This window comes from Pseudoalteromonas sp. DY56-GL22 (genome assembly GCF_041414715.1).
GTDB lineage: Bacteria > Pseudomonadota > Gammaproteobacteria > Enterobacterales > Alteromonadaceae > Pseudoalteromonas > Pseudoalteromonas simplex.
In genome coordinates, this window is the sequence record NZ_JANHZR010000006.1 from 242056 (window position 1) to 267784 (window position 25729).

At 43.0% G+C, this 25729-nt stretch carries 17 protein-coding genes; 6 read left to right on the forward strand and 11 right to left on the reverse strand.

The genetic code is table 11. From position 1 onward, the window contains the following. Positions 1-5: 5 nt before the first annotated feature. Complete coding sequence (locus NO991_RS14810) at positions 6-1034, reverse strand: family 43 glycosylhydrolase (RefSeq protein WP_138619605.1); 1029 nt, start codon at positions 1032-1034, stop codon at positions 6-8. A gap of 103 nt (positions 1035-1137) precedes the next feature. On the opposite strand from NO991_RS14810, the gene NO991_RS14815 reads away from it, so the two are divergent. Beyond that, positions 1138-2142, forward strand: coding sequence for an arabinan endo-1,5-alpha-L-arabinosidase (locus NO991_RS14815; RefSeq protein ID WP_054552282.1), 1005 nt, complete (start codon positions 1138-1140; stop codon positions 2140-2142). 83 nt (positions 2143-2225) lie between these two features. Here NO991_RS14815 and NO991_RS14820 read toward each other — a convergent pair whose 3' ends face one another. The 4 genes from NO991_RS14820 to NO991_RS14835 all read right to left on the reverse strand — a co-directional run bounded on the left by NO991_RS14820 (position 2226) and on the right by NO991_RS14835 (position 9610). Further along, a complete protein-coding gene (locus NO991_RS14820; RefSeq protein ID WP_054552281.1) occupies positions 2226-2651 on the reverse strand; it encodes an FKBP-type peptidyl-prolyl cis-trans isomerase in 426 nt (141 codons plus the stop codon). Between the two features lie 10 nt (positions 2652-2661). After that, positions 2662-5106, reverse strand: coding sequence for a glycoside hydrolase family 127 protein (locus tag NO991_RS14825; RefSeq protein ID WP_300361750.1), 2445 nt, complete (start codon positions 5104-5106; stop codon positions 2662-2664). Positions 5107-5183: 77 nt separating this feature from the next. Continuing rightward, positions 5184-6521, reverse strand: coding sequence for an MFS transporter (locus NO991_RS14830; RefSeq protein ID WP_054562984.1), 1338 nt, complete (start codon positions 6519-6521; stop codon positions 5184-5186). Positions 6522-6793: 272 nt separating this feature from the next. Further along, positions 6794-9610, reverse strand: a complete 2817-nt coding sequence (locus NO991_RS14835; protein WP_187490517.1) for a TonB-dependent receptor — start codon at positions 9608-9610, stop codon at positions 6794-6796. A gap of 599 nt (positions 9611-10209) precedes the next feature. On the opposite strand from NO991_RS14835, the gene NO991_RS14840 reads away from it, so the two are divergent. The 4 genes from NO991_RS14840 to NO991_RS14855 all read left to right on the forward strand — a co-directional run bounded on the left by NO991_RS14840 (position 10210) and on the right by NO991_RS14855 (position 16335). Next, positions 10210-11172: a glycoside hydrolase family 43 protein gene (locus NO991_RS14840; RefSeq protein ID WP_054552276.1), complete on the forward strand. Its 963-nt coding sequence runs from the start codon at positions 10210-10212 to the stop codon at positions 11170-11172. A 352-nt stretch (positions 11173-11524) separates the two neighbouring features. Beyond that, positions 11525-14944: a LamG-like jellyroll fold domain-containing protein gene (locus tag NO991_RS14845; RefSeq protein WP_300361758.1), complete on the forward strand. Its 3420-nt coding sequence runs from the start codon at positions 11525-11527 to the stop codon at positions 14942-14944. A gap of 52 nt (positions 14945-14996) precedes the next feature. Next, the gene (locus NO991_RS14850; protein WP_371352148.1) at positions 14997-15494 is read left to right on the forward strand and encodes a hypothetical protein; all 498 of its coding nucleotides are present in this window, start codon (positions 14997-14999) and stop codon (positions 15492-15494) included. A 406-nt stretch (positions 15495-15900) separates the two neighbouring features. Further along, positions 15901-16335, forward strand: coding sequence for a DUF4019 domain-containing protein (locus NO991_RS14855; protein ID WP_300417645.1), 435 nt, complete (start codon positions 15901-15903; stop codon positions 16333-16335). A 256-nt stretch (positions 16336-16591) separates the two neighbouring features. Here the strand turns inward: NO991_RS14855 and NO991_RS14860 are convergent, their stop codons facing one another. From NO991_RS14860 to NO991_RS14885, 6 genes are all read right to left on the reverse strand, one after another. Then, a complete protein-coding gene (locus NO991_RS14860; protein WP_300417642.1) occupies positions 16592-18541 on the reverse strand; it encodes an RICIN domain-containing protein in 1950 nt (649 codons plus the stop codon). Positions 18542-18553: 12 nt separating this feature from the next. Beyond that, complete coding sequence (locus NO991_RS14865; protein WP_371352149.1) at positions 18554-19765, reverse strand: aldose epimerase family protein; 1212 nt, start codon at positions 19763-19765, stop codon at positions 18554-18556. 71 nt (positions 19766-19836) lie between these two features. Next, positions 19837-20421 (reverse strand): HAD family phosphatase, encoded by a 585-nt coding sequence (locus tag NO991_RS14870; RefSeq protein WP_138599120.1) that lies wholly within the window; start codon positions 20419-20421, stop codon positions 19837-19839. Between the two features lie 136 nt (positions 20422-20557). Beyond that, positions 20558-22057, reverse strand: a complete 1500-nt coding sequence (araA, locus tag NO991_RS14875; protein ID WP_166341263.1) for an L-arabinose isomerase — start codon at positions 22055-22057, stop codon at positions 20558-20560. Between the two features lie 23 nt (positions 22058-22080). After that, the gene (locus tag NO991_RS14880; RefSeq protein WP_054552270.1) at positions 22081-22776 is read right to left on the reverse strand and encodes an L-ribulose-5-phosphate 4-epimerase; all 696 of its coding nucleotides are present in this window, start codon (positions 22774-22776) and stop codon (positions 22081-22083) included. Further along, the gene (locus NO991_RS14885) at positions 22773-24425 is read right to left on the reverse strand and encodes a ribulokinase (protein WP_300361206.1); all 1653 of its coding nucleotides are present in this window, start codon (positions 24423-24425) and stop codon (positions 22773-22775) included. Before NO991_RS14885 ends, NO991_RS14880 begins: the two co-directional genes overlap by 4 nt. 231 nt (positions 24426-24656) lie before the next feature. Between NO991_RS14885 and tal the strand changes: the two genes are divergently transcribed. Continuing rightward, positions 24657-25610 carry a transaldolase gene (gene tal / locus NO991_RS14890; RefSeq protein ID WP_300361202.1) on the forward strand — a complete coding sequence of 318 codons (954 nt, stop codon included), beginning with the start codon at positions 24657-24659 and terminating at the stop codon, positions 25608-25610. Positions 25611-25729: the final 119 nt, after the last annotated feature.

Below are 25729 nucleotides of genomic sequence, written 5' to 3' on the forward strand. Positions count from 1 at the left end.
CTTTTTTAATCAGCGAGTTCTGGTGAAAACACTGGAAAACCGTTTTTATCCCACGTAATAATGCGTGCTCGCGCATGGCGATTTGGATCTGTGAGTGGTGTGCCTTTCAGCTCTTTATAGTCACGACTGTGATAAATCATTAAATCGGTTACCCCATCTTCAGCTTTTACAAAACTGTTGTGCCCTGGGCCAAAACGACCTAGCTCAACATTGGTGGTGAACACCGGCTCAGCCTTTTTATGCCAACTAGCAGGATCAAGCAAATCAGTATTCACATCTGCCCATAACAAGCCCATCGCATATCGATGATCGGTGGCACTGGCTGAATAAGTGACGAATATTTTATCGTCATGGGTGATGACTGCAGCACCTTCGTTCACCTTGTAGCCTTGCACTTCCCAATCAAGGGTTGGCTTAGTAATCGCGATAATGGGTTCTTTAATTGATGTTGGTGAGTCCATTTCAGCTAACCATAAAGCTGAGTTATAAGTTGCAGGCTGGTTCTGCTGCGCCCAAATCATGTAACGCTTCCCCTTGTGCGTAAAACTTGTGGCATCAAGCGAAAAACTATCAAGGTGGCTAGTTACTTGCCCCATTTCTTGCCACTCACCTTGCATCGGATTAGCACTGTCGTTTTTAAGTGCATACATACGAATACTAAACGGTTTTTCGATATCACCTGCGGCGAAATAGATATACCAACTGCCATCAATCTGATGTAGCTCAGGGGCCCAAATGTTGACACTCATTGGGCCTTTATCGCGCTTTTGCCAAATAACCTTCGGCTCAGCTAATTTTAAATCGTTTAAACGACAAGCTTGGCGTAGTTCAATTTCATCAAATTTCGGCGAACTACCTATAAACGTGTAACAGCCACTTTTATCATCGCGAACTAACCAAGGATCAGCACGTTTGAGTACAATGGGGTTATCAATTGGCGCTAAAGTCTTGCTACTATTAGCATCAGCAAAGGCTGACAATGGCGAGGCGCTTAACGCACTAAGAAGCGTTAGCCGAGATAATTTTTTGAGCATAATGTGTCCTGTATTTCGTCTCGATTTTATTGTTAATATTGTATTACATATTATATAGTAGCTGAATGAACACAAGAGTTAAAACAACAAAAGGTATTCAAGCATGAGACCCGTAAGTAAGGTGACACACGCAATGAAGTGGCTTTCAACAGGGCTACTTTTTTCTGCCGCAGCCGTATCTGCAAAGCAAGTTGAAGTACACGACCCGGTAATGACCAAAGAAGGCGACACGTACTATGTATTTAGCACAGGCCCAGGCATTACCTATTATGAATCGAAAGATTTAACCAACTGGAAACTTACCGGCCGCGTTTTTAAAGATGAGCCAAGTTGGGCAAAGCGTATTTCACCAAGTTTTGATGGCCACTTATGGGCACCCGATGTGTACGAGAAAAACGGTAAGTTTTATCTTTATTACTCAGTCTCTGCATTTGGCAAAAACACCTCAGCAATTGGTGTAACGGTTAACGAAACCCTTGACCCATCATCACCTGATTACAAGTGGATTGATTACGGCATTGTGGTTGAATCTGTGCCTGAGCGTGACGATTGGAACGCTATCGACCCTGCCATTATCGAAGATGACAATGGTACACCGTGGATGAGCTTTGGTTCGTTCTGGGGTGGTCTTAAACTAGTACAACTTGATGATGACATGGTGCGCTTAGCAAAACCTGAAAAATGGCATCACATTGCGAGTCGCCCAAACACGGAACATGGCCCAATTGAAGCACCTTATATCTTTAAAAAGAACGACTATTACTACCTATTTGTTTCGTTTGATAAATGCTGCCGTGGCGTAGAGAGTACTTACAACGTGCGCGTAGGCCGCAGTAAAAACATCGAAGGCCCATACTTAGATCAACAAGGTCGCTCTATGGTTGATGGCGGTGGTAGTTTAGTTATTGAAGGTAATAAAGATTGGGCAGCCCTTGGTCATAATGCTGCGTACACCTTTGATGGCAAAGACTATTTAGTATTACACGCCTACGAAACAGCCGATAACGGCGTGCAAAAGCTACGTATTTTACCTATGAGTTGGAAAAACAATTGGCCGGTTGTTAACCCAGCCGACCTAAATAAGCTCAAAACTAAGCTTAAGAAGTAATTATTCAACACACAAAAAACCTGCAAAATTGCAGGTTTTTTATTTGCTTTAATGACCTCGTTTGAGGTTGAAAGTAGGTGTTATCAACTAAAATCAACCAAGGTAATATCAACAAGCATGGGGCTATGGCAGCCTTGTTGATGTTTTTCTTCAATAAATACGCTGTACACATCACGCGCCAGATGCGCAGGTATTAGCACTTCAAAGCGACTGCCTTTATTCATTAATTGCAATGCTTCTTGCAAGCCCACTATCGCCTCTGCAATTTCGTACTCTACAGCAGCGCCTTGCTTGCGAGTATCAAATAACACCCGACCATTTGTAAGGGTAACGCGTTGATGCACAGTCACAGTAGCATCCCAACTAGGTTTATCCCCCTGACCTTGCTCAATCACTCGATAACCAAGCCCTGTGGGTGTTTGGTAAAAACTGTGTTGCTCAGCGCTGTTATCTAAAAGCGACGGTAAAACATGCTCTTTAGCCGTCGCAAACACATTGTTGCTTAACATAGCCAACTCTTTATTGTGCGTTGATTAAACGAATACCATAGATACCACCGGCAACAGAGTCTTTGTCGGCAGCAAAACGTAAAGTAAGCGTTTTCGACTTTTTCATTGCTTCTGTTAATGGGTAATCAATGGTGTAGAACTCATCCGTTGGTTTACCTACAGGCAAACTAACTCCAGCTAATTGCTCACCATTTAAATTAATTGAGAAATGACGGTTCACATCGCCAATAAAATAGCGAATACGCAAAGCAACCGCTTTTTGTTCTGGGTTACTAAGCTGATACTCAAACCAACCTGTCGCATCGCGCCAATGATGACCATTATTAACACCTGCGCGGGTTCCCTCACCTTTAAAGTCGTGTTCGACTTCAGGTTGTTGCTCACCCGGTGTAATTTGATCAACGGTTAATAAACGAAGCTGTTCTTTCGCTTGCTCAGCCGCTTTTGCATCGGCAACAAATTGCGTGAACTCAGCTTCGCTTTGCTGCGGCCAATACACTTGATAGCGACTATCGTGTAAGCGGAAGAACGGAATTAGCTCTGTGCTCTTTGTGTTATCGATACCTTGCTTGGCAATCGCCACATTTTTATCGGCGATAAATGCGAGCTCTTGGCCCGGTTTACGAGTGAGATCGGCAATAAACTTTTCTGGCTCACTCAGCATGATTGGCAGAGCTTCTGGCGGACAAGTCGGCCCTGCGGCAATGTGGCCCATGCGGCTATTGTCAGCAACAAAGTTAAGCTGCTCATTTGCAAATGCTTGTACTTTAGTGGCCATTACAACAGGCCCATACATCACAGAGTAATAATGCTGACCATCAGGTAGCTGCTCAGTATAAAGCTTAGGACTAAGTTCAAAAGCAAGCTTGTCACCGCTTTGCCAAGCATGGCTGATACTGTAGTAACCATCTTTTTCGGTTGCGCTTACAGCTTGTCCATTTAAAGTAAAGCTCAGCTCACCTTGCTGCCAAGACGGTTTACGAATATGAATTACCGACTCAGTGCTTTGCCCCTCAGACAAACGATTCACGGTCAGTGAGACCTTGTTATCATCTGGGAATTGGCTGTCTTGCGTGATCTGCAAACCCTGCTGTTGCCAATTTAACGTGCTTGGAATAAACAAGTTCACCCATAGCTCTTTACCGGTATTGCTATAAATCAGCTCACCATATTTGCTGTGATTCTCAATACCTGAGCCTACACAACACCACATTGAATCTTGCACTGACGAATACATGCGGTAATGCCCAGGGCGCATTGAGGTAAAGTAAACAAGACCACCATGCTCTGGGTGTTGTGACGATAAAATATGGTTATATGTGGCGCGCTCATAATAGTCTAAATAGCGCGTATCACCGGTTTTTAAGAACAATAACTTACTCAGTTTCATCATGTTGTAAGTGTTGCAGGTTTCTGGGCCTTCAACATCTTCAACCATCGGCGTAAAGTCACTTTTATCATGAAAATGCTCACGTACCGAGTTACCGCCAATTGATACTGAGCGCTCTTGGCTGACTATTTTCCAGAAAAAGTCAGCACCTTGCTGCCATGCTTTATCATCGCTGGCATTTGCGACCTTCAACATACCAATAATTTTTGGAATTTGCGTATTGGCATGCAGGCCCGTTAACTTATCTTCTTTGTGTAATAAGGGTTCAATAATGATGTTATGAGAGAACTGACGCGCTAGTTTTAAGTAACGCTCATCGTCACTAATAAAGTACATATCAGCAAACACATCATTTAAGCCACCATGCTCTGAATACAGCATTTGTTGAACTTGTTCATCAGTTAGCTTGGCAGTGGTCGCTAAAAACCATTCGCCTAGCTTAAATAGCATTTGTTTGGCTTTATCACTACCGGCTACGTCGTATGCATCACGCAAGCCATGGAAGATTTTATCTATGTTATACAGCGGCACCCAGCGGTCATTTAAGCTGAATAAATCAGCTTTGATTTCACCCTTTTCAATCTGCTGCCACATTTCATCGCCATTTGGGATACCGCCTAAGTAACCACCAGTGGCTTGTTGAGCGCGATCCAGCTCACTCAGCATATAATCTAAACGCTGCTTTAATTCTTCGTCACCTGTGGCTGCCCATGCAAGGCTCAGGGCTGAAAGATAATGACCGCCAATATGGCCATCAAGGCCAGTGCTTTCCCAGTTGCCATAGTTAGGCGCTTTTGGCTCAAGACCTGCTTCACGCAGATAAGGAGCAAGCAGCTGATCTGGATGAAGAGCTAATAAATAACGCACATTAGTTTGCTGTGCATGTAAAAACGGGCTGGCGCTTAAACTTACTTGGTTTAGGGCAAATAAATGTTGTTCGCTGGTATGTTCAGCATGCTCCACTGAAGCGGCTTGTTTACTGTCTGTTGGCAGCTCACTGCAACCGGTCACAGTTAATATTGCAGCGCAAACGCTTGCTAAATAGCTAACCTTGAATGTGTTCATACTGTTGTCTCCCAGCGAATTATTATTTTAAAGAGCAAAGCGCACACACTTATTTAGTGTGTGCGTTTAAAGAGTGGTTATTTTGGTAGGCGCTTATGAATAACCATATCCGTATAGTACTCATCGGTAATTTTGTATTTTTTCAAAATCAGACCTAGTAAGGCGTGGAATACACCCGGAATGATAGTTAGCATCAGTGCTAAGCCCATAAGGGTAAATTCGGTTTGCTCAACGTTAGGCTTGTACTCAAAAAATGCCAATAATAAACCACCTGCTAAGCCCGCTAAACCGCCCCCAGCTTTTTGGCAGAATGAAATACCACCAAACGATAGGCCCGATGCACGAACGCCGTCTTTAATTTCACCGTAATCAACGGCTTCAGCAATGGCAGACCAGAATACTGGTGCATGTAAATCAACCACAAATGACAAGATGATATAAAGCACAAACGCCGTCATCACATCGCCAGGCTGCACTACAAAGTACATTAGTAATGAAATAAATAGTACGGCAATTTGTGATTGACGGAATAGCTTCATTTTACAGTAGCGCTGGGTGATCCACGTACTTGCCACCATTGAGACAATAGATGCTGCAATACCTGCACTGGTAAAGGCACCTGCTAAATCTGGTACACCTAAGTAATAGGTTGCGTAATACATAGCAACACTGCCACGAATCGCATAGCCAAGCGTACCAAGCACACATGCTGCACACAGGAGTAACCATTGGTCGTTTTTAATAAGTACTTTTAATTGTGTAAGTACACCTTCGGTTTGTGGCTCATGGGTAATACGTTCGCGAGTAGTAAAAAAGCAAAACAAAAATAGTGCTACGGCACAAGCCGATACTAATGCCATTGCCAGTTTATAACCATACGACAAGCTGCCATCTCCCCAATATGAGGCAAGCAGCGGTACTGAAAATACGATCACCACATTGGCAATCTTAGCGAAGAACATACGGTAGCCATTAGCTGACAAACGCTCTTTAGGATCGGCAGTTAATACACCAATGTAAGAGATATAAGGGATAGCAACACCGGTAAACATCAAGGTCGCAAACAAGTATGTGGCATAAGCCCACGCTAACTTCATGTTGTAGTCGAAATCAGGCGTGGTAAATAACAGTACGACCGACAAACCATATGGCACAGATAAAAATAAGAACCAGTGACGGAACTGACCCCAACGGGTTTTCACTTTATCGGTGATCACCCCCATTAAAGGGTCGGTAAAGGCATCAACAAAACGCGCCACTAAAAACAACACACCCATATCAACCGGATCAAGCCCGTAGATATCGGTGTAAAAGAAAGACATAAAATAGAATAACGCTGCAACCATGACATTTACTGCCATGTCGCCGGCACCAAAGCCGACCTTTTCTACAACGGATAACTTTTGAGATTCCATACAACAACACCCTAATTGGTCAATAATGAGCCGCCGCTCACTATTTCAAGCAATGCTAAAAAGTTTTCAACACTGCGTATCAAATAAATTTACAGCCTTAGATATTACACAGCTTGGCCATTGCGTTCGTTATTTTTGTAAATTTAATGCTAATCTAATTAATAGTATTATCATACTTATTAAATCGCAACTCTTTTCGACCGATGGTTTGGTTTATAAAAACCAATAAAAAACCCCAGCAAAGCCGGGGTTTTTAGGTCTATAAAAGAAATTTAGAAAGAATAACGTGCGCCTAGTGCGAATGTACGTGAGTAGATACCGTTACCAAAGTTAAATAGGTTGTCGTTACCTTCACCGTAGTAGCTTTGATATACGTCATCTAGGATGTTCGTTGCATCAAAGGTTACGACAAAGTCATCATTCACATTGTAGCTAAATTGGAAATCTAAGCTTTGCTCAGGACGATTCCAGAACTGAATTGGGTTAGCAAAGATTGCCGCTTCGTTACCTGTGTAGAACTCAGAACGCCATACATATGATAAACGCATATCGAATGAATCACGCTCGTAGATACCTACGATGCTGTACGATTCATCAGAAACACCGGCCATTTGCGAATCAACATACCCAGAGATTTCACCTAGCTCATTGAATTCAGGTGTATCTTGCTCTGAGTCAAGCATCGTGTAGCTTGCTTGCACACCAAAACCATTTAAGTACTCTGGTAAGTTTTCTGGGAAGTAAACTAAACCAACTTCTAAACCAGACAGTTCACCGTTTGAAGCATTCACTGGTGCACTTAATACATATGGGCGTGTTACGCCATCATCGCCTTCGCGCACAACTTGCTTACGACCCGCAACAACTAAGCCTTCAATTTCACGGTAAAAGTAAGCTGCGTAAAGTGAGCTTGTATCTGCGAAGTACCATTCAAGTGATACATCATAGTTCTTTGATTCTGTTGGTTTAAGATCTGGGTTACCACCATTACCTGTACCGTAGGTAGCACCTTCTGTTAAAGGATCATACCAGTATTGCAGCGCGTTTAAGTCAGCAAAGTTAGGCATACGTAGTGTTTCTGTGTACGCGACACGGCCCACTACATCATCAGTGATGTTCCAGTTTAGTACTAAGCTTGGTAGTAATGCGCTGCTATCAGCACTTGCTGAGCTTTCTTCAAATACATTTGAGTTCATACCGCCAGACTCAGCAACAAAGTCCATGTCTTGCTCATAGCTTACATAACGTAAACCAAACTCACCGCTGATATCTTCCGTTAAGAAAAAGTTAGTTGTTGCATATAGCGCGTACGAGTTTTCTTCGATATCAAATGTTTTGTATACGTCTTCAGCTTCAAGGCCATATACGCTACGGACAGCATCGCCGTTATCTAGCATGTAACCACCGTCAGCAGTTACAAAGCTATTGAATACATCAGCACGGCCATCGAAATAGTCATCAACTTGGAACACAATGCCTGTACCATCGCCAGATGCACCCGCCGCTGCTAGCTGTTCAATTAAGCTAGCCACAGAGGTGTTAGCAATACCAGCCTCTTGACCACGCGTGTACTCTTGCGCAGTTCGTTTTTCGTAACGACCGCCGAACTTCACTTTATCAAAATAAGTACCACCAATTAGGTATTCAGCATCAAATGTGAAAGTTAATGCGTCACCCGCGTTACCGCCGCCATTGTCATAAACAGTACCTGCATTCCAGTTTTCGATAGCAGCCATATCTGCTTCGTTTACCGCTGTGTTTGGATCATCCCAAAACGCAATACCTGGTACGCCGTCTTTATCGTTAAAGTCTACATCTAAGCCATATGCAGTGCGGTCAAAACGCATTGCGAAGAAATCTGTTTCGTACTCACTGTCTTGGTAAACAACTTCTGTGTTGATGGTTAGGTAATCGCTTGCTTGCCACTCGGCACCTAATGCATATAAGTAGCTATCTGTTTTACCATATGAAAAGTCACCACTTTGGAAACCGCCAGCACCAATCGCTTGCTTTTCTTTAACTACGTTAGTGCCATCAAACACCGTTGGTGTTTCAATGAAGCCGTTACCGTTTTCGAATGTATTTGAGAACCACATCGCGTTTTGCGATTCGTTTTCGTAACCTGTGTAGAAACCTTCAGCTGTGATTTCGAGTGTTTCATTAGGTGCCCACTGTAAAGAGACAGACGCAGCTGGACGCTTACGAAGACCAGTGAATGAAGTACCAAAAATAGCATCACGTGCAAGTAAGTATTCAGTTGGCTCACCATTTACGTCTAAAGTAGAACCTGCCGCAGTCGGTAGACCTAACTCAGTACCTTGAGTCCAAAATTCATTTGGTACACGTGAGTACGGTGAGTAGTTGTACTGTGGTTTATCAGTAAAGAATGGGAACGCTGCACCCGCTGTGATGGTGTCATCGCGGTAATGTGTTTCAGCATAAGAAATATTGAAAAGTGCGCCAAACTCACCAGCGCCGTCGATTTCCCAACGGTTAGAAAGTAACGCACTGATATTTGGATCAACTTCATCTGGTTGATCTGAGTAAATCGCACGTGCCGCTAAAACAACTTTTTCACCTTCGAAGTTGAAAGGGCGGTGAGTTTTAATATCAATCGCACCTGCGATGCCGCGTTCGATTTGGTCCGCCGAACGAGTTTTATAAACTGTTACGCCTGAAAGTAAACTTGCAGGAATGTCTTGCAGCGCCACATCACGACCCGCACCTGTAAAGATAGCGCGACCATTTACTGTGGTATTAACATCAGTAAGACCACGGATTGAAACCGCACTTACTTCACCAGCACCACGGCCTGTTGTTTGTACACCCGTTACACGTTGTAATGCTTCAACTACGTTGTTATCAGGGAATTTACCAATATCTTCAGCAACAATTGCATCCACGATTTGAACGCTTGCACGTTTTTCATCTAACGCTTTGTTTAAACTGCCGCGAATACCTGATACTTGAATAACCTCCATCTCATCGACGTTATTCTCAGGAGTGTTTGGTGCTTCCTCCTGTGCAAAAGCAAATTGACAGGTAAATGCCATAACTACAGCACTGGCTATGTGTGTTCTTTTAAACATAAGCGGTGTTCTCCAAATTATAGTTATATCGGTCCGCTGAACTTTCCCCATTCAGTTACCGAAGAGTGACCACTGCATTGTGCATCGTGTGTTGTCAAAACGGTGCGCGAGTGTGTCTACATTTTATTATGTTAATACATTGCTGCCTGAACTTTAATCATATTGTATGATTATTTAACAGTCAACTCAAAAAGCCAAATTAAAATTAGTGCCATAGTGTTTACAAAAAACGTTGTAATTATAACACGTTACAAACTAAAAAAGGGCTGCGTTTTTATCTTGGGAATTTATGTAGACCCATTATTATCAGTCACTTAGTGTTTATTTGTTTGCTTGTTTTATTTGTCTTTTGTTCATCCAGAGCAACAAAAAAGGGCTAACAAGTTATTTACCTGGCGTTTTTTGGTGCTACTATGATAAAAATACAATAATACAATATAGAGTTATTTTTTGCTGCACTTTTACTGGTTTGTTTCGATGTAAACAATCAGTTACTCAGTATAATCAGGCATACACTGTGTATTATCTGGTCATTCAGAGCGAGCTCTAAGTACAAAAGCTGCAGTTCGAACAACAATTATTAGTCACAGAGGACACTCATGAAGAAATTGAAAGCGTTAGCGCTGCCATTGCTTTTTTCGAGCAGCTTAGCCGTTGCACAAAACCCATTATTCACCGATGTATTTACTGCAGATCCAGCAGCACTTGTTCACAATGACACCGTATACCTTTATACAGGTCATGATGAAGCACCTAATAATGATGTGTTTTTTGAAATGCACGACTGGTTAGTCTTTTCATCAACAGACATGGTGAACTGGAAAAAACACGGCCCAATCATGAAAGCAACCGACTTTAAATGGGCTAAAGGCGAAGCATGGGCTTCACACATGATTGAGCGTGATGGCACTTTCTATTTCTTTACAACCGTTCGTCACAACGACACAAAACCAGGTTTTGCAATTGGTGTTGCGACGTCTAAATCGCCAACAGGCCCATTTAAAGACGCGATTGGCCATGCATTAGTTACCGATGACATGACCAAGCATACGCCAAATGATTGGGACGACATCGACCCTGCAATTTTTACTGAAGAAAACGGCGATACTTACATGTTCTTTGGTAACTTAATGCCAAAATACGTAAAGCTAAGCGACGACTTACTGTCTCTTGATGGTGAAATTAAAACGCTAGACTTACCAAACTTTACCGAAGCGTTATGGGTTCATAAGAAAAACGACAACTACTATGTATCGTACGCATGTGAGTTCCCTGAGAAGATCTGTTATGCCATGAGTAAAAGTATTCACGGACCATGGGAATATAAAGGTATTTTGAATGAAATCGCAGGTAACAGCGAAACCAACCACCAATCAATCATCGAGTACAAAGGTAAAGACTACTTTATTTACCATACTGGTGCTGTACCACCGATTGATGGCAAACCAAGTGGCGGGCGTTTTCGTCGTTCAGTGGCGATTGAGCCACTATACTACAACGAAGATGGCACACTTAAACGTATTATCATGACCACTGAAGGTCTAAGTAAACAAGACAAGTAATATCAAAAAGGGCTCTTTAAGAGCCTTTTTAATGCTTAAATGTAATACAAATAAACAAATTTAACGGAAAATCCTCTCTTTCAGATAAGTAAAAAACTTCCCTAATAGCGCAAAAGCACCGAAAAAAACGCCAAAAATGACAACTTGAGAAAATTAAAATCACACTGTACATATTGTAAACACTGATACTTCATGTTTACATACCAATTACCTTTGCAAAAGTATTTGCACATTTTAAATCATACTATAAAATTACAATACTACGTTCTTATTAGTTTGATATAGGCACGCGGCAATTTTATTGACAACAATCGAATAAAAAATGAATCCCAGTTTCAAGAGGACACATAAAATGAAATTAAATAAATTAGCCATGGTCATAGCCTGCTCTTTGGCTGTTACAGGTTGTGGCAAAGAAGATGGTACTAAGCTTGACACAGCACCAGCGGTTGCCGACCCGCAAAGTGCAAAACCGACAGTAAGCAGCAGTGTTGAATACACTGAATCAGGTAGCGTAATGGTTACCAATGTAAGCGTGCACGATCCTTCTGTCGTTAAAGTTGACGACACTTATTATATTTTTGGTTCACACCTTGCTGCCGCTAAATCAACTGATCTCTTGAACTGGGAAATGATTTCGAGCCTTTCAGCTAACGCAGCCGTTAATGAAAGCCCATTATTCGATTACAACTACACAGGTGAAATTGCCGAAGGTATTGAGTGGACAGACGGCTTCACAGGAAACTGGGCTGCCGATGTAATCAAAGCACCAAATGGTAAATTTTGGTTCTACTATAACCATTGTGCACAAGACAACCCAGATACCGCAGATGTGGTTGATGAAGTATGCTGGAACCGCTCTTACCTTGGTTTAGCTGAAGCTGACAATATTGAAGGCCCATATAAAAACAAAGGTATTTTCTTACGCAGTGGCTATCGCTCAGAAGCTGAATTTACAGCTTACCCACTTGATAACGGCCAAACAACATGGAATGGTGCCGTTGATCCTAACGCAATCGATCCAGCGGCATTCTATGATGCTGACGGCAAACTTTGGATGGTTTACGGTTCATACTCTGGCGGTATTTTCGTGCTAGCAATGGACGAAGAAACGGGTATGCCAGAAGCTGGTCAAGGCTATGGTAAAAAGCTAGTAGGCGGCGACTTCCGTGCAATGGAAGGTGCATTTGTTATGTACAGCCCAGAAAGTGAATACTACTACTTATTCTACTCAGTAGCTGGTTTTGCGCTAAATGATGGTTACAACATTCGTGTTGCTCGTTCTAAAACACCAGATGGTCCTTACCTAGATAACGCAGGCAACGATATTTCAACATTGGGCGGCTTAGAAGTTGGTGAAAAACTAATGGGCGGCTTTGAGTATACACAAGAGCTTGGCGAAACAGCACCAGCATGGGGCTACCAATCACCAGGTCATAACTCAGCTTACTACGATGAAGCGACAGGTCGTCATATCTTAGTTACGCATACGCGCTTCCCGCAAACATCGACTGAGTTCCCAACCATTTCAGAAGCGCACCAAGTTCGCGTACATGAAATGTTTATAAACTCATTAGGTTGGCCTATGGCTTCACCGCAGCGCTATGTGCCGCTTGAAGGCGACAACATGGTTGTGGCGGATGAACTTTATGGTTATTACAAATTTATCAACCATGGTAACGATGTAAATACAGATGCTATTCGTTCAATGCATATTGCTTTAAACGAAGATCACTCAGTAACCGGTGATGATCCAGGTATCTGGTACATGATTGATGACTCAAATATTAAACTTGAGTTAGATTCAGGTACTTACTTTGGCGTGGCTAAATGGCAATGGGATGATGCAACTAAAGCAATGGCTGTTACTGTATCAGCTACATCAAGCGAAGGCGCTACCATTTGGGCAAGTAAACGAGATGAAATCACAGATACAGCAAACGTTCTGGGCACTGTTCAAGAAGCACTTGATATCAAAACTGAATTATCAATCGCTGACGAAGGCTACTCATTACCAACCAAAGGTAAAGACGGTGCTGCAATTAACTGGGAAAGTAGTGATGAATACTACATCACCAGTGAAGGCTCAGTATTCATTCCAACCCCAGATCGCGGTGATAAAGCGGTTACTTTAACGGCTAATATCTCTTTAAACGGCGAGAGCACAACCAAGACATTTAATGTAAATCTAGAAGCGCGCCCAGAGTTTAAAAATGCGATTGCACACTATGCATTTGAAGACTCACTGAGTGATAGTCTGGATAATCTTGATGATGCGGGTGTAACAGATAACAACCTACTAAATGTAGGTGCTGGTACAGCAGCCTACGCTGAAGGTCAAACAGGTAAAGCGTTTAATTTTGATGGTGCAACGGGCGTTCGTTTACCTGATGATCTTGTTACTGGCGATGAGTACACTATTTCATACTGGTTTAAGCCAACTGTACTGACTAACTTCACGCCGACATTCTTCGCGGCAACCTCTGATGCACGTTGGATGAGCTTGATCCCAGGTAGTACCCACTTTACAACAACACCAATGCTTTGGAGTCGTTACTTAGCTGATGATGGCACAGATATGTGGAACCAAATCATCTCTGACTCACCAGCGGTAATGGATTGGAATCATATTGCCATCACTTATGCTAATGGCACAGCAACACTTTATCGTGATGGTGTCCTTTCTGGTACTATGCCTCGCCCTGATTTTTTTAGCACACAAACAGGTAACTTTGCGCTGGGTGTGAACTACGGTTGGGACTTACCTTTCCAAGGTCAAATTGATGAGTTTATCGTCTATGACTACGCGCTAAACGGCCTAGATATTAATGGTGCGGCTATCAATAACCTGACAGATCCAACTAAATTCGAGAGCTTCATTACTGATGCGCTTGATTTAGGTGATGTTTCTGCAGTACGTGATAGCTTTGAGTTACCACGAGTAGGTCCATTTGTATCTGGTATTAGCTGGACGTCAAACAACGAAGAGTACTTAAAACCGGTTAATGGCACAGCTGTTGTTACACAACCTAGCGCATCTGCTGGCGACCAAGTTGTAACATTAACTGCAACCATTAAGTACAAAGACTTTACGGATACTAAGTCATTCGATGTAACCTTAAAATCACTTGCACCTGCTGAATACAGCTTCGAAGGTGACCTAAGTGCATTAAACGGTGCGTATGCAGCGGGTAAATCAACGGGTGGTTTCATCAATAATACAGGCGGTAGCGTAAGCTATGTTGACGGTGTAATTGGTCAAGCAGTATTCCTAGAAGGTTCAGGTGTTCGTTTACCGGATAACCTAATCACGACTAATGACTACTCTGTATCTATGTGGCTTAAACCAGAAAGCTTCACAGATTACACAACAGCGTTCTTTGCCGGCGCAAGTGCAAACGCATGGTTAAGTTATGTACCATCAATGGCAGGCTCAGCGCTAACGCGTTTATGGGCAAATAACGGTGCCTTCTTCGATAATGCAGAACTAGATAGCCGTATTCCAGCAAAAGAATGGACACATGTTGCATTCACTGTTGATGGTACGAACGGTGATGTACTGAAGATGTATGTTAATGGTGAACTACAGCTAGAAACCGATGGCTTCCCACGTGTATTCACGGTTCCTGGTGAAACAAATGAGTTTGCTCTAGGTGTTAACTACTGGGATACGCCATACCACGGTGCTATCGATGAACTGAAAATTTTCAACGGTGCGATTAGCGCTGAAGAAATAAAAGCACTCTTTGATGCAGCTGCTGCACAAGAGTAACAAAGTGAGGTGAGCTGCCTCACCTCAACTATTTGTTGTCTGGAAAGGCCGGGTGAAAATCCGGCTTTTTTCTAAAGCTTTAGTACCTTTTGCCGATACATACATATCATTCACTTTCATCGCTCTCATTATGGCTATTAACTCATTAGCAAGTGCGTTAACTAACTCAAACGCAGATACAGCAAGCAGTAATACCAACTCAAAAGTAGGCTACAAACTCAGCAACCAAGAAATGAATAAGCTCTCTGGTCGTGAAGTAGAGCCCGCTCAAAAAGAAGAAGTATCTAGCGAACTCCCCGCACATATTCGCAAAATGGTTGAACAACTTGAAAAGCTCAAAGAACAACTCGAACTTGCCAAAGAGCAATTAGCCAAACTGCAAGCACTCAAAAACCAAGAAGATGAAACTGTAAAAGTGCAAGTTGAAACACAGACCAAGATGGTTATGGAAATCCAAACGCAAATAATGTCTCTTAGCCAATCAATTAGCGATGCGCTAAAAGAAGCTGGTATTAGCGATCCCGGAGTGCTAATGAGTGTGTTAGTTTGATGGAGGTTTTGAGCTTTAAGTCTCAAGATTTGCTCTTGCAACTTTCCCCTAGCTCACTCCTCATATAACACCCAAAAGTGAGTCAAAACCCAGTGAATATGCGGGCTCTGAAATATCGAGTGCGGAAATACGAAACTTCCTTTGCGGCTAAAATCAGTTATCTCATCTGTCATCCAGGCACACTACCACAATAGAGAAAAGTTAAACATTTAACTTTAAAATCAAAGCCATAACATTAAGAAAACAAAAGATTTAACCTTCTAATAAGTTCGAAATTAAAGCTCTCCTAGAATTAAATCAAAGCTTAACCTTATCAAAACCCCGCTGAGCAATACTTTATTAGTATAGAAATTAGCCAACTCAATCGTACTATGGACTCCCCCTATCAACGAAGTGAGGGCGTGTTATGCGTCAAATTTTATTACTTTCTGTAAATGGATTTACGCTACAAAGGTTTTTATTAATGACATGTCTTTGGGTGTGCTTTTTTGCCACAGCCGATGAAACAAACCCAATTCTTACCGCAAGATCATGGTTAACTTTAGTGGACAATGCTGAATATATAAAAAGCTGGGAACAAACTGATCCACTATTTAAAGCAAAGACTCCACAAACAAAATGGCTTAAAGCATTAGATTACGCGCGAGTTCCTCTTGGTAGAGTGATGTCTAGAACTTACTTTTCCACTTCAGAGTATTCATCACTTTCGGAATTACCTGATGGCGAGTATTTAGTTATTAAATTTAAAACCGAATTCATTAATCAAGACAGTGCCATGGAAACAATCAGTTTGAGTAAAAATAATGGCCAGTGGCAACCTCTAGGTTATTTTATTAATTAGGAGTTTGCAAAGGTGTAAATGGATTATGTTGGGTTTCGCTTCGCTCAAACCAAGCTACCCGAAGAATGAGTAGGGCAAGTAATATGGTAGGCGTCACGCTTGCTTGGCGCGTCATGAAATCAACACCCAAAGAGCAGACAAATATATCACCAACATACCCCACCGCTCAGCTAAAAACTGACAGCTGAAGGCTGACTACAAAAAAAGCCACTCATAAATGAAGTGGCTTTGGTTGAGTCGATTTTTTACTTATAACTTAATTTGGTTCACGCAAATGGAACACTTGGCACTTGTTACCTAAATCAGGTTGTTGTGCGAAGTTAGTGTTTTCAGCTAAACCACAGTTACTTAAGCCAAGCGCTTGTTTTGTGTAGCGGTTGATAAGCATCACACCACCACCTTCTACTGGAGCAATGCGCCACTGTGCTGTTTTCGCTGAACAAGACGCCATCTCTACGTTGGCACCTGGTACTAAGGCGTTATCAGCCACCGCAGCACAGAAATCGCTGTCGGCGCTTTGTTTAAGGCTTACATAGCCTGTATCTGTTGGTGTGAAGAACCATTGCTGTGCATCTTTATGCGTGTAAGCTTGTTGCTCAACATTGGTACCCGCTTTAACCGTACCAGCCACGCTAAGTGCTTTACCACTTTGTTGGCTTAATACGACAACACTGCCCATAGGGCGTAATTGCCAATCACCACATGCTGTTGCGTCACTTTGCTGTAAAACCGCTTGGTTTTGTGCAGCAGAACAACCAGCAACCGCTAATGGTTTGCCTGTGTAACGGTTAGTAATAGATACATTACCATCTGTGCTTGGTGCTACTTTCCATTGCTGACAGAAGTTATTGCGCCATGCTGCAGATTGTACTTTAGCGTTATCTGCGTCATTACAGCTTTCAAGCTCTAAGAACTTGCTGTCTTCACGGTTAGCTAAACGAACAAAACCATCTGTTGTTGCATCAATAACCCATTGACCATTGGTGCTTGCACACTGACGTTGTACTGCACGTGCATCTTGTGGATCAGCTGCGATGTCTAAACATAAGCCACTTGTTGCATTCACTAATTGGTAGCGCTGACCTTGTACTCGCGTTACCAGTGGACCGTATTCACCTGATGGCGGAGCTACTTCAACGCCTGGTGTTAATGGTTTACCAAAGCTTGGCGTGCCATCGTCGTTCCAAGTAAATTTTTGCGCACGTAATGAACGCGTCGCACTACAACCGTGCTCTACCGAATCATTGCCGTGATAAACTAACCAGTCTTCTGTACCATCTGGCGATGTGAAAAAGCCGTTGTGACCAGGGCCAAACACTTCTTCTGTACGCTCAAATACTGGCTTGTCGTATTTTTTCCAGCTGCTCGCTTTAAGCGGATCGTCACCAACAAGCTCAAGCATACCTAGTTTGTAATCAGGAGTATTACAGAAGCTCGCTGAGTACGTCATAAACGTACGGCCATTGTGCTGTAAAATTTCAGCGCCTTCAGTTACTTTGCGACCACTGATTTCCCAATCTAACTCAGGACGCGTGATCACCGTATGCGGTGAGTTCTTCTTCAGAGTCCACGGATCTTTCATTTCAGCAATAATGTTTAATTGCTGATCACCCTGCCATTGTGAGTAGATCACATACAACTTATCTTTGTACGTTAGGTAGTTACCGTCGATGTTCCATACGTTAGGCATTAATGCGCCCTTGTATTCGTATGGACCCATAGGATCGTCACCGGCACTTTCTAGTACGTTTAAGTGTTGGTTATCTAAAGTGCCATCAGTACCCGCTGTGTACATCATGTACCAACGGTAGCCGTTTGGTCCTTTTAGGCGGTGGAACTCAAACGCCCAAAAGTTACAACAGCGCTCAGGGTTTGAATCAGACCAAACATTGACAGGTGTTGCATCAGCAAGGCCTGCTAGTGTTGGTGATTTACGCATCACTAACTCAGATGTCCATGTTGTTGTGGTTAGGTAATAGTTACCATCCCAATACTCAAGCCATGGATCGGCACCATTAGGAAAAAGTGGATTGGTAAAAATACCATTATCTTGGATTGGCGCTTTTTCTGTGGCTGCCACGTCAGTTTTTTTAGCTGTGTTGTCTTCAGCTGTAGTCTGACAGCCCGTCAGAGCGCTAAACGACAAGGCAAATAGGCTAGCTAAACCAGCCTTTTGCATTGCGTTTTTAAGCTTTGTTGTTTTCACGTTTGTGTTCCTTTATTTTGTACCAAATTCGTACACGATGCGTGTTGAATACACGTCACCTGGCAGTAATGTTGTACTTGGGAACGTTGGCTGATTAGGTGCATCAGGGAAATGCTGTGGCTCTAAACAAAAACCACTTCTGAAATTATGCACTAAGCCAGACGCTTGCTGAGTACTACCATCTAAGAAGTTACCTGAATAAAACTGTACTGCAGGCTCTTCTGTGTAAACTGTTAACGTACGGCCTGAGTTTGCTTCGTAAACCGTCGCAGCTTCTACAAGCTCATTGCTTGGCGTGTCTTTAAGCACAAAGTTATGATCATAACCTTTACCAAGTTTCAGTTGTTCGTTGCTTGCTTTGATATCTTGACCAATTGCTTTAGCTTTACGGAAGTCAAACGGTGTGCCAGCCACATCCATCAACTCACCAGTTGGGATCAAGCCGCCATCCACAGGCGTAATTGCTTTTGCGTTAATTTGCATTTGGTGATCAAGAATGTCGCCTTTACCCGCTAGGTTAAAGTAGCTGTGTTGCGTCATATTGATGATGGTAGGCTTACTTGTTGTAGCAATAAACTGCATATCTAACGTGTTGTTGTTCGTAAGCTTGTAAGTCACTTCTGTCGTCACTTCACCCGGGTAACCTTGGTCACCATCAGGGCTCACTAAACTTAAGGTAACACCTGCGCTGTTTTGCGTCGTGAACGGTGTCATGTTCCATACTTTCTTATCAAAGCCTTGCACACCACCATGTAAGTGGTTGTCACCATCGTTGGTTGCTAATTGGTATTCAGTGCCATTTAAGGTGAATTTACCGTTTGCGATACGGTTACCAAAACGACCGATGATTGCACCGTAGTAAGTTGTCGCTTTTGTGTATGCTTCTAGGTTATCTAAACCCAGTACAATATTACCCATTTCGCCTTTTGCATCTGGCGTTTCAATACGCGTGATTATGCCGCCGTAGTTGATTACATCAACGCTAATACCATTGCTGTTAGTCAGCGTTACTTGATTAACCGGCGTTTGATCAGCCAGTACGCCATAGGCCGTCATTGATGCTGAAGGGGAAGTCGTCATATTGTCTCCTTGATGAGCACAAGCTGGTGTAAGGGCAATCCCACATGTCACCAACAATGCATAAAGCCCGCGCGACTTTTTCGTGTTCGAACTGGCTGTTTGATGAGTTGTTTTTAAACCTTGGAAAACACATTGCAATGACATATGAATAACCTTTTTGTAATTGTATTTATAGTTTTATAATACAAATACAGGTGTCATTGCAAATTTAATCGCTAAAGTTGGATTTTGCCGTCTTTCACCATGATGCAATCCATCCCCGCACTTTTGGCGGCTTGGTAGCCAATTTGCGTGTCTTCAAACACCACACATTTACTTGGTTCAACACCTAAAAGCGCTGCCACTTTTAAGAATGTTTCTGGGTTCGGCTTACCTTTACTAACATCACTGGCAGTCACTAAGGCACCAATTTTATTAATTAAATTCGTATCTGTTAGATGATCAATTGCATGTTCGCGATCAGCCCCCGTGCCCACGCCCATTGGCAATACACCATGGTACTTTTCAAGTACTGCGACGGTTTCGTCAATCACCAGTGGTTGGTGCTGTAAATCAACCCAAAACTGGTGTTTATCTTTTGCCACAACTAGAGGGTCGTGTTCTAAACCAAATTTTTCGTTAAGCATTTCAATTGTTTTAACGGTCGGAATGCCACCTAAGCTGTACATATAGTCGTAATCGAATGGGTAGCCATAGGCTTCGCAAGCTTTTTGCCATGCCTGTAAGTGACTGCCCATTGAGTCAATTAAGGTGCCATCCATATCAAAAATAATGCCTTGGTAGGCGCTTAAATCGATCATATCTACTCCTAAAAAGTTTCGCTTCACAATAGCATAAGCCAGCGAAGAGCGTGGCTCATCACTGGCTTAATCGACAACAAAATTTGGGGTGAACGTGCTCACACACAGCACGTTCTAGTACATAAAGTACTAATTCTTACAGGCCACGTTTTAGCATGTAGTAAGCTGCGTTATGACGAAGCTCTGTTTTAAAACCACGGATCGTCGTATCGTTATCGATGATCATCGTTTCAACGCCAGCCATTTCAGCAAAATCGATAATCATATCGGTTGTTACTGCTTGGCTGTATGCAGTGTGGTGTGCACCACCGGCGTGGATCCATGCAGCTGATGCTACAGATAGATTTGGTTTTGGTTCCCAAAGCGCTGAAGCAACAGGTAAGTGAGGTAAATCAGCTGGCGGAGCCACTGTGTCTACTTCGTTGATTAAGATACGGAAACGGTTACCCATATCAATTGGTGATACGTTGATTGCAGCACCCGGTTTTGCAGTAAACAATAAACGACCTACATCACATTTAACACCAATAGTGTGCTGGTGAACTTCAAGGCGTGGTTTTTGTGCTGCAATTGAAGGACACACTTCTAACATGTGCGCGCCAAGTACTTGGTCAGTCTCACCCATGTTGTAAGTGTAATCTTCCATGAATGAACAACCACCGTCACGGCCTTCACCCATTACTTTCATGATGCGAACCATAGCAGCTGTTTTCCAGTCACCCTCACCACCGTAACCATAGCCTTTCGACATTAGGCGTTGTGTAGCAAGACCCGGAAGACCAGAAAGACCTGATAAGTCTTCAAAACAGTTAGTGAATGCTTTAAAGCCGCCTTTCTCTAAGAAACGCTCCATACCAAGCTCTAAACGTGCTTCGTTACGTAGCATTTTCACTGCGTAATCGTCTTGTAGAGTTTCGTCAGCAATTACGTAGTCTTGCTTATATAGCTCTAACTGTGCATCGATTTCGTCTTCTGTGATTGTATCAACCACTTTTACAAGCTCAGCGACACCAAACGCGTGTACTTCATAACCAAAAGTAATTTGCGCTGAAACCTTGTTACCTTCAGTAACTGCAACTTGACGCATGTTGTCGCCAAAACGCGCAACTTTAAGTGTTTGGCTTTCTGCCCAACCTTTTGCCGCACGACACCAGTCATCTAACTGCTGTTGTACGTCAGCACGTTGCCAGTGACCTGCAACCACTTTACGCTCTTTACGCATTACAGTACCGATGAAACCGAACTCACGGTCACCGTGTGCACTTTGGTGCGTATTCATGTAGTTCATGTTGATGTCAGACCAAGGAAGGGCTGCATTGAACTGAGTATGAAGGTGTAACCAAGGCTTACGTAATTCGCTTAGGCCAGCAATCCACATTTTCGCAGGTGAGAAAGTGTGCATCCATAATACTAAACCAACACAGTTAGGATCCGTATTTGCCGCTTGGCAAACAGCGTGAATTTCTTCAGGTGACTTAACGGTAGGCTTACATACCAAGTTTACTGGTAGGTTCGCTTCGCTGTTTAAGCCCGCTACAATTGCTTCGCTGTCTTTGGCAACCGTTTCTAACACCTTAGGACCATAAAGATGTTGTGAGCCGGTAACAAACCAGACTTCTTTCGTCATCGTCGTCATGTTAATAATCCTCTAAATTCTTGCTATTTGCTCTGACCGTAATACGCGTTTTTACCGTGCTTACGTAGATAATGTTTATCCATCACTGCTTTTTTAAGTTCAGCTGCGTGTGGATCTAAAGTGCGTGTTAAATACGCCATGCGTGCAATCTCTTCGAGTAGCGCGGCATGGTATACAGACTGAGCGGCATCTTTACCCCACGTGAAAGGCGCATGACCCGCAACAATCACCATAGGTGCAGCTTTCGGATCGCGGTCTTGATACGCATCAGTAATTTGAATACCGGTTTCTAATTCATAATCGCCATTCACTTGCTCATCGGTTAGCTCACGAGTACAGGTGATATCACCGTGTACATAGTCAGCGTGAGTTGTGCCAAGGCAAGGAATGCTTTGTTTTGCTTGCGCCCATGCAGTTGCATAGGTCGAATGCGTGTGTGTTACACCGCCAATTGCATCAAAGTGGCGATATAAATGAACATGCGTTTTAGTGTCAGAAGACGGACGCATAGACCCTTCAACAATGTTGTTTTCAAGGTCGACGATCACCATGTCGTCGGCTTTCATTTGGTCGTACGATACACCACTTGGTTTAATCGCAATCACGCCTTTGTCGCGGTCGATTTGCGATACGTTACCAAAGGTATAAATTACTAAGCCACGACGTTGCAGCTCCATGTTCGCTTCATAGACTTCACGTTTTAGTTCAGTAAAACTCATGCTTTGTCTCCGTTTACATAGCTTGCAAGTGCTTGGTAGTTGGCATAAAGCTCGTCATATACAGCAACGCGCTCTGGGTTTGGTAAGTACTGATGACATACTGACGACGCCATTACTTTTTGAGCATCTGCTACTGTTGCGTGCTCACCCGCAGCAACCGCAGCCATAATTGCCGCACCCAATGCACAGCTTTGCTCACTTTCTAAAACGTCGATTGGACAGTTCCAAACATCAGCACAAGTTTGCATTACGTAGTCTGATTTTTTAGAAATACCGCCGATAACAACCACTGACTCGATTGGCACGCCTTCGCTACGGAAACGCTCAGTGATAGCACGTGCGCCAAAGGCTGTTGCTTCAACAAGCGCTTTGAAGAACTTAGGTGCATCAGTGCCCATTTTTAAGCCTGTTAATGCCATGGCAACGCTTTGGTCAGCATCTGGCGTACGACGACCATTTACCCAATCAAGCGCAGTTACATCGTTGCTTGTTACAGGCAGTGCTGCCGCCGCTTTTGATAGATCAACTAAGATTGAATCTTCTAGCTTGTTAACTAACGCTTGTTCAGCGTCAGATAGATTTGTCAGTTGGCGAGTTGGCCAAAGTACTAGGTTTTTGAACCATGCGTATAAATCACCAAACGCAGATTGACCAGCTTCTAAGCCAACCATTCCAGGGATCACTGAGCCATCAACTTGACCACAAATACCTTTAACGCAAGTATCACCTAGTTGCTCTATAGACGTTACTGTGATGTCACAGGTTGAGGTACCCATTACTTTAGTTAGAACGCCAGGACGAACATTGGCTGCTACTGCGCCCATATGACAGTCAAATGCACCGTAACCAATTACGATACCTTGTGGTAAACCTAGCTTCTCGGCCCACTCAGCAGTTAAGTTGCCAGCAACTTGGTCGCTTGGCTCTGTCGTTGCATTTAACGTATCAACAATACCATCTAATAGTGGATCGATATTGCTGAAGAAACTGTTTGGTGGGAAACCGCCCCACTGCTCGTTCCACATTTGTTTGTGGCCCGTTGCACAACGCCCTAGCTTTAATACTTCAGGGTGAGTTGTGCCACACATTAGCGCGGTCATCCAATCGCAGTGTTCAACCCATGAATAAGTGGCTGCTTTTACACTGCTATCAACGCGGAAAATATGTAATGCTTTGGCCCAGTACCACTCAGAAGAGTAGATACCGCCCATATGTGAAAGGTAGTTCACATCGTTGTTAGTGGCAGCTGCAGTGATTTCATTTGCTTCTTTAATAGACGTGTGGTCTTTCCACAAAATGAACATTGCATTTGGGTTTTCTGCAAATTCTTCCGTTAATGCCAGTGGTGTACCTTGGCTATTAATTGCCACAGGCGTTGAGCCAGTTGTATCAAAGCTCATACCCACTACTTTGTCTGCAGTACCCGCTGGAACTTGTGACCATAGACCATTAACTACTTCTACAAGGCTATCAATATAGTCTTGTGGATGCTGACGAAACTGATCCTTACTTGGGTCACAATATAAGCCTTGTGCCCAGCGCGGGTAGTTTACTAAATGGCTGGCAAGTTCTTCACCAGTCGCAACATCAACGAGTAATGCTCTTACCGAGTCTGACCCGTAGTCTAATCCCAACGTATAACGAGACATAATTACCTTTCACTAATTGCTTACTAACATTGTTAGTCATTATCTTTATTTGTATGATAATATCAACAATACCAGATTGTAAAGGTATTATAAAAATATTATTAACAGGATTATTTGCTGCTGGCGGGCGATTTATTGCGCAGTTTCTCTGGTAGATTAGATTGTTTTTTCAGCACAAATAATAAGTTAAAGCCACTACATTAACTTTTGTATGATAAGAATGGGATAACTATGTCTAGTCAATTAGAACAACTTAAAGCAGTAACAACCGTTGTTGCTGACACGGGTGATTTTGAAGCAATCAACGAATATAAACCGCAAGATGCAACAACAAACCCATCACTAATCTTAAACGCGATTCAAATTGAGAAATATCGCCCACTTGCTGCAGAAGCCGTATCATGGGCAAAAGCACAAAGCAGTGACGCAGCTGAAGTTGTAACAAAAGCAGCTGATAAGCTAGCGGTATTAATTGGCTCTAAATTAATGGAGCAAGTGCCAGGTTTAGTTTCAACAGAAGTTGATGCGCGTTTATCATTTGATACTCAAGCAACGGTTGATAAAGCACTTGAGCTTGTTGCTTTATATAAAGAGCAAGGTATCGACACATCGCGCGTGTTAATCAAAATTGCTTCAACATGGGAAGGTATTCAAGCAGCTAAGGTACTTGAAGCGCAAGGTATCCGTTGTAACCTAACGCTGGTATTTGCATTTGCTCAAGCACGTGCTTGTGCCGAAGTGGGTGCTTACCTAATTTCACCATTCGTTGGTCGTATTCTTGATTGGTACAAAGCACAAGATGCAAGCGCTGATTTCGACGGTGCTAACGATCCGGGCGTTAAGTCAGTAACGCATATCTACAACTACTTCAAAAAGCACGGCTACGAAACGATTGTAATGGGCGCAAGCTTCCGTAACATCGGTGAAATCCAAGAATTAGCGGGTTGTGACCGCTTAACTATCAGCCCTAAGTTACTTGCTGAACTAGCCGCAACTGAGGCACCTTTAACTCAAAAACTATTACCAGCAACTGAAAAAGCAGAAGCGCCAGCAGCCATGACTGAGCAGGCTTTCCGCTGGGAAATGAATGAAGATGCTATGGCAACTGAAAAGCTAAGCCAAGGTATTCGTCAATTCGCAATTGACCAAGAGAAACTAGAGTCAATCTTAAGTGAACTAGTTTAAACCGATTGTTTAAGCAGCAAAAAGCCCGCAAACCAAAGTTTGCGGGCTTTTTTATTGCCTGCCTTTTAGTAAAAGCAGGCTTATCGTGTTGCGATTACAATAATTTTTTACCAGTCATT

Excerpts from the sequence above, each read along its gene's own strand:
- NO991_RS14885 (WP_300361206.1), bottom strand. The coding sequence starts at position 24,425 with ATGTCTCGTTATACGTTGGGATTAGACTACGGGTCAGACTCGGTAAGA.
- NO991_RS14880 (WP_054552270.1), bottom strand. The coding sequence starts at position 22,776 with ATGAGTTTTACTGAACTAAAACGTGAAGTCTATGAAGCGAACATGGAG.
- NO991_RS14855 (WP_300417645.1), top strand. The coding sequence starts at position 15,901 with ATGCGTCAAATTTTATTACTTTCTGTAAATGGATTTACGCTACAAAGG.
- NO991_RS14870 (WP_138599120.1), bottom strand. The coding sequence starts at position 20,421 with ATGATCGATTTAAGCGCCTACCAAGGCATTATTTTTGATATGGATGGC.
- araA (WP_166341263.1), bottom strand. The coding sequence starts at position 22,057 with ATGACGACGATGACGAAAGAAGTCTGGTTTGTTACCGGCTCACAACAT.
- NO991_RS14820 (WP_054552281.1), bottom strand. The coding sequence starts at position 2,651 with ATGTTAAGCAACAATGTGTTTGCGACGGCTAAAGAGCATGTTTTACCG.
- NO991_RS14815 (WP_054552282.1), top strand. The coding sequence starts at position 1,138 with ATGAGACCCGTAAGTAAGGTGACACACGCAATGAAGTGGCTTTCAACA.
- NO991_RS14835 (WP_187490517.1), bottom strand. The coding sequence starts at position 9,610 with ATGTTTAAAAGAACACACATAGCCAGTGCTGTAGTTATGGCATTTACC.
- NO991_RS14810 (WP_138619605.1), bottom strand. The coding sequence starts at position 1,034 with ATGCTCAAAAAATTATCTCGGCTAACGCTTCTTAGTGCGTTAAGCGCC.
- tal (WP_300361202.1), top strand. The coding sequence starts at position 24,657 with ATGTCTAGTCAATTAGAACAACTTAAAGCAGTAACAACCGTTGTTGCT.
- NO991_RS14825 (WP_300361750.1), bottom strand. The coding sequence starts at position 5,106 with ATGAACACATTCAAGGTTAGCTATTTAGCAAGCGTTTGCGCTGCAATA.
- NO991_RS14840 (WP_054552276.1), top strand. The coding sequence starts at position 10,210 with ATGAAGAAATTGAAAGCGTTAGCGCTGCCATTGCTTTTTTCGAGCAGC.
- NO991_RS14865 (WP_371352149.1), bottom strand. The coding sequence starts at position 19,765 with ATGTCATTGCAATGTGTTTTCCAAGGTTTAAAAACAACTCATCAAACA.
- NO991_RS14845 (WP_300361758.1), top strand. The coding sequence starts at position 11,525 with ATGAAATTAAATAAATTAGCCATGGTCATAGCCTGCTCTTTGGCTGTT.
- NO991_RS14830 (WP_054562984.1), bottom strand. The coding sequence starts at position 6,521 with ATGGAATCTCAAAAGTTATCCGTTGTAGAAAAGGTCGGCTTTGGTGCC.